Here is a 12,273-nt window from a genome sequence, read left to right as displayed (position 1 = left end):
AGTGATCAATTCCTAGTTCTTTAGCGACCGTTTTGTATCCCATTCCTTCTTTAAGGTATAAATCTACTGCTTTTTTCTTAAATTCTATATCGTAAGTTACTCTAATTTTACCCATAGAAAAAATCCCCTCCATAGTAAACAGATTAATGTGCTTTCTTTTTACTGTCTACTATAAGGGGATCATATCATCTTACTTACGCTTTTTCTTTTTCTTCTTAAATCCTGGGACATTTTCAAAGAATGGCTTTTTCTTTTTACCGTTACCATCTTTTTTCCCTGGACGACCAGAGGATTCTTTCCCTGGACCACCACGTTCGTATTTTCTTCCACTACCACGTTCATTGTCACGTGCACCGCCGCGCTCATTATTACGTTCGCCGCGACCACTGCGTCTCTTTCTACCACCTTTTGGCTGTTCAATCACAACTGGACGATCTTTGAATTTACGTCTTGGGCTACCTTTCATACCAACGATTTCAAAATCAATTGCGCGTTCATCTTTGTTTACATTAATAACGCGAATTGTAATTTCATCACCGATGCGGAAGACGTTACCTGTACGTTCACCAATCATCGCAAAGTGCTGTTCGTCATAACGATAGTAATCATCCGTTAAATAGCTAACGTGAACAAGACCTTCAATTGTATTCGGAAGCTCTACGAATAAACCGAAGTTTGTTACAGAACTAATCATACCGTCGTACTCTTCACCGATCTTATCAAGCATATATTCTGCTTTTTTCAGTTCGTCTGTTTCGCGTTCTGCCTCAACAGCGCGGCGTTCCATGTTAGAAGAATGCTCTGCAATCTCTGGTAACTTTTCACGCCATTTTGCTTGTGTTTCGTTATCAATTTTACCGTTAATAATATATTCACGAATTAATCGGTGAACAATCGTATCTGGATAACGACGAATTGGTGATGTGAAATGTGTATAGAATTCTGTTGATAAACCGAAGTGACCTAAGCTATCTGCATCGTAACGAGCTTGTTTCATCGAACGAAGCATAACTGTTGAAATCACGACTTCCTCAGGCTGCCCTTGTACCATTTCAAGAATTTGTTGCAGCGCGCGAGGATGTATTTCATTCGCACGTCCTTTTACCGCATAGCCAAAGTTTGTTACAAATTCGAAGAAACGCTCTAATTTATCTTCTTTCGGATCTTCATGGACACGGTACATAAACGGTACGTTCATCCAATGGAAATGCTCTGCTACCGTTTCATTGGCAACAAGCATGAACTCTTCAATTAGCTTTTCTGATACCGAACGATCACGCATTACAACATCTGTCGGTTTACCTTCTTCATCTACTAGTACTTTTGCTTCTTTAAAGTCAAAGTCAATCGCACCACGTCTCATACGTTTTTCACGTAAGATTTGCGCTAACTGACCCATCTCTTTAAACATCGGTACTAATGGCTCATAACGTTTAATTAACTCTTCGTCTTCATCTTCTAAAATACTTCTTACATCAGCGTATGTCATACGCTCTGTCGTTTTAATGACACTTTGGAAAATCTCATGGCTCACAACATCACCAAGATTGTTAATTTCCATTTCACAAGATAGTGTAAGGCGATCCACTTTCGGATTCAAGGAACAGATTCCGTTTGATAAACGATGTGGAATCATCGGAATTACACGGTCAACAAGATACACACTCGTTGCTCTCTCTGCTGCTTCAACATCAATTGGAGATCCTTCATGGACATAATGACTTACATCCGCAATATGAACACCAAGTTTATAATTACCATTCTCAAGCCTTGTTACTGTTACCGCATCATCTAAGTCTTTTGCATCTGCACCATCAATTGTCACAATCATTTGATCACGAAGATCTCGGCGGTCTTTTAAATCTTCTTCTGAAATCGTTTCTGGTACACTGTTCGCGTGTTCCATTACATCTTCCGGGAATGCTAATGGCAAATGATGTTTATGAATAACAGATAAGATATCTACCCCTGGGTCATTTTTATGACCTAGAATTTGAATAACTTCCCCCTCCGCACTTAAACGATCTTGCGGATAGCTTGTAATTTTCACAACAACTTTATGCCCTTCTACCGCACCCATAGATGCACTTTTCGGAATAAAAATGTCACTTGTCCAACGTTTATTATCAGGAAGTACAAATCCAAAATTTTTTGATTCTGTATATGTACCAACTAGTTCCTTCGTACCACGTTCTACAATACGAATGATCGTACCTTCTTGGCGTGATCCGCTAGATTGTGAATTAATACGAGCTAACACTGTATCGCCATGAAGTGCACCATTTAATTCTGTGGGCGGGATAAAAATATCATCGTCGCCTGTCTTCTTCTCTTCCGGCACGACAAATGCAAAACCACGTGCATGTCCAATTAACTTACCGCGCACTAAATTCATCTTTTCTGGAAGGCCATAGCGATTGCTACGTGTACGAACAACAAGTCCTTTCTCTTCCATCATAACAAGTGCCTTTACAAAATCTTTAAAGCCAGCGGAATCTACAATTCCAAAAGCAGCTTCTAATTCTTGTATCGTTAGTGGCTTATACGCTTCTTCTTTCATAAATAACAATAATTTATCAATATGTTCTTGAATAATGTCTTCCAAGCACAAATACCTCCTTTAAATCCTCATATTATTTAGTGTATCCGAAACATTGACTCTATATAAAGTGAAACTTCTATAAACACTCGTTTTTCACCATTTATTCTGCTGCGTAATCCTCATCTCAAAAGTTTATTTCTATATAAATCCATTTTGATTTACAGGAACCTACGTTGCGTCTATAAAAGAAGACCTCCACTCATTCTCTCCTTCTGTTCTCACACAGCATGGGGCGAAAAAAGGAACTGACCACTTCTATCCATCGATGGACCCTCTCTTCCACCCTAAAAAGAATGGTTTTAATACCTCATGAAAAAAAGAGGCAACTAGATCTTACCAATCTAGTTGCTCCAAGAAGTTATATACATCCTCGTGTAGCTCATCACGTTGTTTATCAAGCGTAATAACATGCGTAGAATCTTCATACCACTTAATTTCTTTTAACGTGGACTCTACACCATTATAGATAATGTTTGCACTGTCTGTATTAATCATTTCATCATGGCGTGCTTGTACAACAAATGTTGGAGCATAAATCATATCAACATTATTGCGTACGTCACGAATTAAATCTTGTAATGCTTTTAATGTATTCATTGGTGTCTTTTTAAATTCCATCATTTCTTCTGCAATTTGCTCTGGTGATTTCTGCTCACGTTTTTTATATTCACGTGCGTATGCCAATATACCTTGGTACATAATTTCTTCGCTCTTAATGTACATTGGCGCACACATTGGTACAACACCTAAAATCGGTAATGTATAAGCAAGTTTTAACGAGAATACACCGCCCAGTGATAGTCCAACAGCCGCAATCTTCTCATATCCTTGATCCTTCAAATGTTGATACGCAGCCATAGCATCTTTCCACCAGTCTTCAGGACCTGTACGAACAAGTTGTTCTGGCGGTACACCATGACCTTTATAAATTGGGGCGTGGCAAGTATAGCCTTTTTTCTCTAAAAAACGCCCGAGCATACGTACATCAGCTGAATTTCCCGTGAATCCATGTAGTAATAAAACAGCACGGTCTCCACCTTCAAATGTAAATGGTTTCGGAGATGCTAATTTCATCATCTTCTTCTCCTCTTTCTCTTCTATAATCTAGTCGTATTGTTTCTATCCCTAGTTTACCATAGTTCCATTTCCATAATCTAATTAGAAACTTTTTGCGAATAATGAAATACAAATGAGACAAAAAAAGAAGAACCATTAGCGCGAATCCGCTAACGCTTCTTCTTTTTTCATATCTGTCAAAAAGCAAGACCTTTACTTATATGCTTAAGTACGTAACTCCAATTGTTAGTGCAAAGAATAGTACAGCTAAAACAACTGTAATACGGTTTAATACCGCTTCAATTCCGCGTGCTTTTTGCTTACCAAATAATTGCTCTGCACCGCCTGAAATAGCACCTGAAAGGCCTGAACTATTACTAGACTGCATAAGTACCATAACAATCATTAAAATCGATACAATAATAAGTAAAACTGATAATAACGTATGCACCTGGCGTACCTCCTACAAAGATTCAGTTAATTTAACTGTAGCACAAATCCAACAGAAAAGCGAGAGCTGTTCCTATTGCTCTCGCTTTCATCTATTACATAAACATGGTTGCAAATAGCGGTCCAAGCAGACAAGTTAAAATAGCCGTCAATGTCATTGTTACCGATCCAATAACACCTTCATGTTCATTGTTTTTCATCGCTCTCATCACACCCATAATATGTGATGCACATCCAAAACCAATCCCTTTACCAACAGAGTTTGTAACGCGGCTCCATTTCAATAAAAGCGGACCTGTAATTGTTCCTGTAATCCCTGCAACAACAACGAATGCCGCTGTTAAAGATGGAACGCCGCCAACCTGCTCAGATACACTCATTGCAACTGGCATTGTTACGGATTTTGGTAAAGAAGATAAAATTAAGCTTTTATCTGTTCCCATAAGCGTTGCAATCACTAAGTCACTTGCAATCGCAACTGTTGTTCCGACTAATACACCACCCGCAATCGGTACAATATATTTTTGCAACACATGACGCTGTTTATATAATGGAATAGCAAATGCTACCACCCCTGGACCAAGCAGTTTTGAAATCCAGCCGCCACCACTCTGCATGTATTGTTGATATGGTATATCCAGCACAAGTAATAAGACAATCATTAATGCTGTTGCTACAAGCATTGGAATGGTGAATGGTGTTGGCAATACTTTATAAATCTTTTTAGATAATTGATATAATAACAATGTAAGAATAACCCAACCAATTCCGATTAATATTTGGCTCATCGCGATTCTTTTTCCTTTCTATTCGCAAGATATTGTCCTGTATGTCCTGCGACAATAATAATTAAAAATGTACTCGCTACAATTGTAATGAAAAGAGAAATTCCTTTACTCATAAAAAAAGCACCGTAATTCATTAAGCCAATCGTTGGCGGAATCAATAAAAACGGCATAATAGCAACGAGTGTTTCTGCTCCTAAATCAAACCATTTCACAGGAAGAACCTTCATGCTAAGTAAAATAAGCAACAAAAATAAGCCAATCAAACTACCTGGAATTGGAATATTCAACATTTCTTGCACCCATGTTCCAATCATGTAAAACACGTAAAGAGCTACAACTTGGACAATAATCTTAGTAAACTTCATGTTCATCATCCCTCATGTTTATACGATCTTCTGTTTTCTATTCTTATCATAGTATAAATTGTAAAAAGCTGCAATTTATCAACTTGACAACAAAAATGACATATGTTATACGCTTACACCCTTGGTATGACTGGATTTCTAGCGGAATTTACGTCAAAAACATTGACCTAAAATAAAAAGTTTATATTTTCTGATTTTTAGGATTTACTATTTTAAAAAAGAAATATCCTCATATAGATTTCTTTAAATATACGAATCAAGTTCACAATATCCCTAAAAATTTTTCCTAGAAAACATAAAAAGAACACTAATACGTTACCTAGTGTCCTTTTACATAATGCCTGATATACTACATCACAAAATTCTTTACTCCCATGTACTATAAAATTTATCTTCGTTGCAAATTCAATTGTTAGCATCCAATCTTTATTTCTTCCAATAAGCCCCGTATAACTTGTGCCACCTTCAACTGCTCTGTTTTCTGTTAATAGGTAATACAATGGGAATAGCGCATAGTTCTTTTCTGCTCTCTTTAAGCTATATGATCCAATACTCTCTACTACCCTTGCAATATTATCATGAACATTAACGTTAAAATAGTAACACCCTTCATTTAGTCCTGTTTTTCTACACCCTTCTAATATAGCTGCGTTTAGCTCTTCTGGAGAAAAAGTGGCGGGTTCGGAATTATGAACAATTGAACATACTATTGTATGATGTTTGGCTAAATTGACTGAATATAAAATGGTGTTTACATCAAAGTAGCAGTCTTCCAGAAAATCAATTGGAAAGATGTATTTTTCTAACCATTCTGTAATTTCATTAGATTCTTCATTATCTATCGCTGTAGTCAGTTTAACCATTCTCATTACCCCATTTCCTCTCTTGATTAAACATTTTCTATTTATATCACAGGTTCATTATATTAAATTGTTTTATTGATGTTAACTCACATGCATTACAAACATATAAAAAAACCTCCTATCATAAATAGGAGGTTTTTTATCACTTAATTTAAACAATTAAAAACTACATTTAAATTATTTTTTTAAGTTATAGAAAGATTTTAAACCATCGTAAACAGCGATTTCGCCTAGTTCGTCTTCGATGCGTAATAATTGGTTGTACTTAGCAATACGGTCAGTACGGCTCATAGAACCAGTTTTGATTTGGCCAGCATTCGTTGCAACTGCGATGTCAGCGATTGTAGCATCTTCAGTTTCACCAGAACGGTGAGATACAACTGCTGTGTAACCAGCACGTTTAGCCATTTCGATTGCTTCGAAAGTCTCAGTTAAAGTACCGATTTGGTTAACTTTAATTAAGATTGAGTTAGAGATACCTTTTTCGATACCTTCAGCAAGTTTTTGAGTGTTCGTTACGAATAAATCGTCACCAACTAATTGAACTTTTTTGCCAAGACGGTCAGTTAATAATTTGTGGCCATCCCAGTCGTTTTCGTCTAAACCATCTTCGATAGAGATGATTGGGAAGTCGTTGCAAAGACCTTCGTAGAAATCAACCATTTCTGCAGAAGTCATGCTGCGGCCTTCGCCTGTAAGATCGTATTTACCAGTTTCTTTGTTGTAGAACTCAGAAGAAGCAACGTCCATTCCTAAGAATACGTTCTCGCCAGCTTTGTAACCAGCTTTTTCGATAGCTTCGATGATTACTTCTAATGCTTCACGGTTAGAACCAAGGTTTGGAGCGAATCCACCTTCGTCACCTACTGCAGTGTTAAGACCTTTGTCATGTAATACAGCTTTTAATGCATGGAATACTTCAGCACCCATACGGATTGATTCTTTGAATGTTGGAGCACCAACTGGTAAGATCATGAACTCTTGGAAGTCAACGTTGTTATCAGCGTGAGAACCACCGTTGATGATGTTCATCATTGGAGTTGGTAATTGTTTTGCATTGAATCCACCAAGGTAACGGTATAATGGAAGACCTACAAAGTCAGCTGCTGCGTGAGCTACTGCCATAGATACACCAAGGATAGCGTTAGCGCCTAATTTACCTTTGTTTGGAGTGCCATCTAATTCGATCATAGCGTTGTCGATACCAGCTTGATCAGTTACGTCGAAACCAACGATTTCTGGAGCGATAATTTCGTTAACGTTGTTTACTGCGTTAACAACACCTTTACCAAGGTAACGAGATTTGTCACCGTCACGTAACTCTACTGCTTCGTGCTCACCAGTAGATGCACCACTTGGTACGATAGCGCGTCCGAATGCGCCACTTTCTGTGTAAACTTCTACTTCTACAGTTGGGTTACCACGAGAGTCTAGGACTTCGCGAGCATAAACATCAATAATTGTTGACATAATATTTTCTCTCCTTTTATATGTGCAATTTAATTATTTAATAATTGTTTTACCTGTCATTTCTTTCGGTTGTTCAACATTTAGAAGTGTAAGCATTGTTGGAGCGATATCTCCTAAGATGCCATCTTCACGTAATTCAACATCATTTTTCGTAACGATGAAAGGAACCGGGTTCGTTGTATGAGCTGTCATTGGCCCACCGTCAGGAGTTAACTCTTGATCAGCATTACCATGGTCAGCAGTAATAAGTGCTACACCATCTTTTGCAAGAATCGCTTCTACAACTTTTCCTAAACATTCGTCAGTTGCTTCTACTGCTTTAATTGTTGGTTCCATCATCCCAGAATGGCCAACCATATCACAGTTTGCAAAGTTAAGAATGATAACATCATGTTTATCATTTTCGATTTCATTTACTAAAGCGTCGGTTACTTCGTAAATGCTCATTTCAGGTTTCAAGTCATAAGTTGCAACCTTAGGTGAGTTAATTAAGATACGCTCTTCTCCTGGGAATTCAGCCTCACGACCACCGCTAAAGAAGAATGTAACGTGCGGATACTTTTCAGTTTCCGCGATGCGAAGTTGTTTTAATCCCGCTTGCGCAACAACTTCACCTAATGTGTTATCAAGGTTCATTGGCTTGAATGCCACGTAACCATCTACTGTTTCACTAAAGTGTGTCATACAAACGAATTCTGGAATGTGAGGTACTTTTTCACCACGATCGAACTCACGGAAGTCTTCATTTGTAAATACACGTGCAATTTGAATTGCGCGGTCTGGACGGAAGTTATAGAAGATAACTGCATCATCATCATTGATTGTTGCAACTGGCGTTTCATCTTCATTAACAATTACAGATGGCAATACGAATTCATCATAGATACCATTTGCATAAGAGTCCTCTACGCATTCATGTGCTGATTTATAAGTAGGTCCTTCGCCATTCACCATAGCACGGTAACATTTTTCAACGCGATCCCAACGCTTGTCACGGTCCATGGAGTAATAACGACCAGAGATTGTTGCGAATTGACCTACTCCTGTTTCTTTAATTACTTCATTTGTTGCATCGATATAACCTTTTGCTGTTTGTGGTCCAACATCGCGGCCATCTAAGAATGCATGGATGTATACTTTCTCCACGCCTTCTTTTGCTGCTAAGCGAAGAAGAGCAAACATATGGTTCATGTGACTGTGCACACCACCATCAGAAAGTAAACCGAATAAATGAAGAGCTGTACCTTTTTCTTTTACGCTTTTAATTGCATTTTGGAATGTTTCGTTCTTATCGAACTCACCTTCACGAATTGCAACGTTCACACGTGTTAAGCTTTGATATACTACGCGGCCAGCACCGATATTTAAGTGACCAACCTCAGAGTTACCCATTTGACCTTCTGGAAGACCCACTGCCTCGCCACATGCTGTAAGCGTTGTGTGAGGGAACTTGTTCCAGTAACCATCAAAATTAGGTTTCTTAGCTTGTGCTACAGCATTCCCGTAAGTTTCTTCACGTAGTCCGAAACCGTCAAGAATGATTAAAGCTGTTGGCTTTCTCATTTTACCGCCCCCAGAAGACCTAAGAAGGAAGCAGGCTCTAAGCTAGCACCGCCAACTAAAGCGCCGTCGATATCAGATTGTGCCATGTATTCTTTAATGTTTTCTGGTTTTACGCTACCGCCGTATTGAATACGAACAGCTTCTGCAGCTGCTGGAGAAACAGCTTCTGCAACAACTTTACGGATGTGCGCACATACTTCGTTTGCATCTGCAGAAGAAGAAGATTTGCCTGTACCGATCGCCCAAATTGGCTCATATGCGATAACAGTAGCTTTCACTTGCTCTTCTGTTAAACCTGCAAGTGCTTTTGTCACTTGACCTGCTACGAGATCAAATGTTTTTCCGCTTTCGCGCTCTTCTAAAGTTTCACCACAGCAAACGATTGGTGTTAAACCATGTTCAAATGCTGCAAGAGTCTTTTTGTTTACTGCTTCGTCTGTTTCAGCAAACATTTCACGACGCTCAGAGTGGCCAAGTACTACGTAGCTCACTTTTAAGTCGCTAAGTGCTACTGGGCTAATTTCGCCAGTGAATGCACCATTTTTTTCGAAGTGCATGTTTTGTGCACCTACTTTTAAGTCCGTTCCTTCAGTTGCCGCTACTAAGCGCTCTAAGAAAAGAGCTGGAGAGCAAACTACTGCATCAACAGCTGAAGCTGCTGGGATTTGACCTTTTACTTCCTCTACGAAGCTAACTGCTTCAGATAAAGTTTTATTCATTTTCCAGTTACCTGCGATAATTGGTTTACGCATGCTTTGCACCGTCCTTTTTCTTTGGCTGCTACTTATTTGTCGTTAAGACAAACTACACCTGGAAGTTCTTTACCTTCCATAAATTCTAATGACGCACCGCCGCCAGTAGAAATGTGGCTCATTTTGTCAGCCATACCGAATTTTTCAACAGCTGCTGCAGAGTCACCACCGCCGATAACAGAGTATGTACCTTCTGCATCTGCTAATGCTTGTCCTACTGCTTTTGTACCTTCTGCAAATGGAGTCATTTCAAATACACCCATTGGTCCGTTCCATACAACAAGCTTAGAGTTTTTAATTACATCAGCATAAATTTCACTTGTTTTCGGTCCGATATCCACGCCTTCCCAAGTTTCAGGAATTGCATCGATACCTACAACTTTTGTTGTTGCAGTTTCAGAGAACTCTTCTGTAATTACAACATCAACTGGCATATAGAAGTTTACGCCCTTTTCTTTTGCAAGTTCCATAAACTCTTTTGCTAAGTCAATTTTGTCATTTTCACATAGAGATTGTCCGATTTCATGTCCTAATGCTTTTACGAATGTGTAAGCAAGGCCACCACCGATAATTAGGTTATCTACTTTGTCTAATAGATGACGAATTACACCGATTTTATCTTTTACTTTCGCACCACCGATGATTGCTGTAAATGGGCGTTCTGGGTTAGAAAGTGCTTTACCTAATACTTCTAACTCTTTTTCCATTAGGAAACCAGATACTGCTGGTAGGTAGTCTGCAATACCTGCAGTAGAAGCATGAGCACGGTGAGCTGCACCGAATGCATCGTTAACGAAAAGATCAGCAAGAGCTGCAAATTCTTTCGCAAGTTCTGCATCGTTCTTTTCTTCGCCCGCATAGAAACGTACGTTTTCAAGAACTAATACGTCGCCTTCGTTCATTGCTGCAACCATTTCTTGTACAGCTGGTCCGAATGCTTCGTCCGCTTTTTTCACATCTTTACCAAGAAGCTCACCTAAACGTGCAGCTACTGGAGTAAGACGCATTTCTTCTACTACTTGGCCTTTTGGACGACCTAAGTGACTTGCTAAAATAACTTTCGCACCTTGCTCTACTAAATATTGAATTGTAGGAAGAGCTGCACGAATACGAGTCTCGTCTGTAACTTTGCCATCTTTCATAGGTACGTTGAAGTCAACGCGGCAAAATACTCGTTTACCTTTTAAATCTACGTCACGAATTGATTTTTTGTTCATTGGATTTCCCTCCGACTAGTTAGGATTGACAAAACCCATTCAAAAGCTTATCACATTTGCTTCTAAAACGAAAGAAGAGAGAGGGAACAAACCCTCTCCCTCGTTTTGTCATTGATAACTTATAAACTTAAGAATTAAAGACCTTTAGAAGTCATGTATGCAGCTAAGTCTACTACACGGTTAGAGTAACCAGTTTCGTTATCGTACCAAGAAAGTACTTTAACCATGTTACCTTCCATTACCATTGTAGATAATGCATCGATTGTAGAAGAGTTTGTGCATCCATTATAGTCGATAGATACTAATGGCTCTTCGCTGTATCCAAGGATACCTTTTAATTCGCCTTCAGCAGCTGCTTTGAATGCTGCATTGATTTCTTCCACTGTTACTTCTTTGTCAAGTTCAACAACTAAGTCAACAAGAGAAACGTTAGCAGTTGGAACACGTACTGCGCCACCGTTCAATTTACCTTTAAGTTCTGGTAATACTAATGCTACAGCTTTAGCTGCACCAGTAGATGTTGGGATCATGTTTTCAGCTGCTGCACGAGCACGACGTAAATCTTTGTGTGGTAAGTCTAAGATTTGTTGGTCGTTAGTGTAAGAGTGAATTGTTGTCATCATTCCGCGTTTTACGCCGAATTTTTCGTTTAATACTTTAGCGAATGGAGCTAAGCAGTTTGTAGTACAAGAAGCGTTAGATACTACGTTGTGGCTAGCTGCATCGTATTGTTCGTGGTTAACACCCATAACAACAGTGATATCTTCGTCAGAAGCTGGCGCAGAGATGATAACTTTTTTAACTGATCCACCTAAGTGTTTTTCAGCGTCTGCTTTTTTAGTGAAACGTCCAGTAGATTCTACTACGATTTCTACTCCGTAGTCGCTCCATGGTAATTGAGCTGGGTCACGCTCAGCGATAACTTTAATTTCTTTACCGTTAACAACGATGCTGCTTTCGTTAGCAGATACTTCTGCATTTAAAGTTCCGTGAACTGTGTCATATTTTAAAAGGTGAGCTAAAGTTTTAGCGTCTGTTAAGTCGTTGATTGCTACTACTTCTACCTCTGGGTTGTTAAGAGCTGCGCGGAATACGTTACGTCCGATACGTCCAAATCCATTAATACCAATTTTAGTCATTTAAATTT

The 12,273-nt window shown here is 38.9% G+C and carries 12 protein-coding genes; all 12 read right to left on the bottom strand.

All coding sequences use genetic code 11. From position 1 onward, the window contains the following. Positions 1 to 115: hypothetical protein (locus C568_RS31370; RefSeq protein WP_018783335.1), on the bottom strand; the 115-nt coding region annotated here is incomplete at its 3' end. A gap of 75 nt (positions 116 to 190) precedes the next feature. Further along, a complete protein-coding gene (gene rnr / locus C568_RS0127295; protein WP_018783334.1) occupies positions 191 to 2,605 on the bottom strand; it encodes a ribonuclease R in 2,415 nt (804 codons plus the stop codon). A gap of 330 nt (positions 2,606 to 2,935) precedes the next feature. Further along, a complete protein-coding gene (locus C568_RS0127290) occupies positions 2,936 to 3,676 on the bottom strand; it encodes an alpha/beta hydrolase (protein WP_018765082.1) in 741 nt (246 codons plus the stop codon). 199 nt (positions 3,677 to 3,875) lie between these two features. After that, positions 3,876 to 4,109: a preprotein translocase subunit SecG gene (gene secG, locus C568_RS0127285; RefSeq protein WP_003201945.1), complete on the bottom strand. Its 234-nt coding sequence runs from the start codon at positions 4,107 to 4,109 to the stop codon at positions 3,876 to 3,878. Between the two features lie 94 nt (positions 4,110 to 4,203). After that, entirely contained in the window at positions 4,204 to 4,896 is a 693-nt protein-coding gene (locus tag C568_RS0127280; protein WP_018765083.1) for an LrgB family protein, read from the bottom strand. Beyond that, a complete protein-coding gene (locus C568_RS0127275) occupies positions 4,893 to 5,261 on the bottom strand; it encodes a CidA/LrgA family holin-like protein (protein ID WP_018765084.1) in 369 nt (122 codons plus the stop codon). Before C568_RS0127275 ends, C568_RS0127280 begins: the two co-directional genes overlap by 4 nt. A 212-nt stretch (positions 5,262 to 5,473) precedes the next feature. After that, on the bottom strand, positions 5,474 to 6,124 hold the full coding sequence (locus tag C568_RS31365; protein ID WP_018783333.1) for a hypothetical protein: 651 nt from the start codon (positions 6,122 to 6,124) through the stop codon (positions 5,474 to 5,476). Positions 6,125 to 6,301: 177 nt separating this feature from the next. Further along, complete coding sequence (gene eno / locus C568_RS0127265; RefSeq protein ID WP_003201939.1) at positions 6,302 to 7,594, bottom strand: phosphopyruvate hydratase; 1,293 nt, start codon at positions 7,592 to 7,594, stop codon at positions 6,302 to 6,304. Between the two features lie 33 nt (positions 7,595 to 7,627). Further along, on the bottom strand, positions 7,628 to 9,157 hold the full coding sequence (gpmI, locus tag C568_RS0127260) for a 2,3-bisphosphoglycerate-independent phosphoglycerate mutase (protein ID WP_018783332.1): 1,530 nt from the start codon (positions 9,155 to 9,157) through the stop codon (positions 7,628 to 7,630). Further along, a complete protein-coding gene (gene tpiA / locus C568_RS0127255) occupies positions 9,154 to 9,909 on the bottom strand; it encodes a triose-phosphate isomerase (protein WP_018783331.1) in 756 nt (251 codons plus the stop codon). The genes gpmI and tpiA overlap by 4 nt, the downstream gene beginning before the upstream one ends. 32 nt (positions 9,910 to 9,941) lie before the next feature. Then, complete coding sequence (locus C568_RS0127250; protein ID WP_006096527.1) at positions 9,942 to 11,126, bottom strand: phosphoglycerate kinase; 1,185 nt, start codon at positions 11,124 to 11,126, stop codon at positions 9,942 to 9,944. 134 nt (positions 11,127 to 11,260) lie between these two features. Then, entirely contained in the window at positions 11,261 to 12,265 is a 1,005-nt protein-coding gene (gene gap / locus C568_RS0127245; RefSeq protein ID WP_006096526.1) for a type I glyceraldehyde-3-phosphate dehydrogenase, read from the bottom strand. Between the last annotated feature and the right edge of the window lie 8 nt (positions 12,266 to 12,273).

It is taken from the genome of Bacillus sp. 95MFCvi2.1, assembly GCF_000374965.1.
GTDB classification, from domain to species: domain Bacteria; phylum Bacillota; class Bacilli; order Bacillales; family Bacillaceae_G; genus Bacillus_A; species Bacillus_A pseudomycoides.
The sequence above is the reverse complement of the archived record's forward strand: the minus strand, read 5'-3'. Positions and strand labels throughout refer to the sequence as shown.

Excerpts from the sequence above, each read along its gene's own strand:
- C568_RS0127275 (WP_018765084.1), bottom strand. The coding sequence starts at position 5,261 with ATGAAGTTTACTAAGATTATTGTCCAAGTTGTAGCTCTTTACGTGTTT.
- tpiA (WP_018783331.1), bottom strand. The coding sequence starts at position 9,909 with ATGCGTAAACCAATTATCGCAGGTAACTGGAAAATGAATAAAACTTTA.
- eno (WP_003201939.1), bottom strand. The coding sequence starts at position 7,594 with ATGTCAACAATTATTGATGTTTATGCTCGCGAAGTCCTAGACTCTCGT.
- gap (WP_006096526.1), bottom strand. The coding sequence starts at position 12,265 with ATGACTAAAATTGGTATTAATGGATTTGGACGTATCGGACGTAACGTA.
- C568_RS0127250 (WP_006096527.1), bottom strand. The coding sequence starts at position 11,126 with ATGAACAAAAAATCAATTCGTGACGTAGATTTAAAAGGTAAACGAGTA.
- C568_RS31365 (WP_018783333.1), bottom strand. The coding sequence starts at position 6,124 with ATGGTTAAACTGACTACAGCGATAGATAATGAAGAATCTAATGAAATT.
- C568_RS0127280 (WP_018765083.1), bottom strand. The coding sequence starts at position 4,896 with ATGAGCCAAATATTAATCGGAATTGGTTGGGTTATTCTTACATTGTTA.
- C568_RS0127290 (WP_018765082.1), bottom strand. The coding sequence starts at position 3,676 with ATGAAATTAGCATCTCCGAAACCATTTACATTTGAAGGTGGAGACCGT.
- gpmI (WP_018783332.1), bottom strand. The coding sequence starts at position 9,157 with ATGAGAAAGCCAACAGCTTTAATCATTCTTGACGGTTTCGGACTACGT.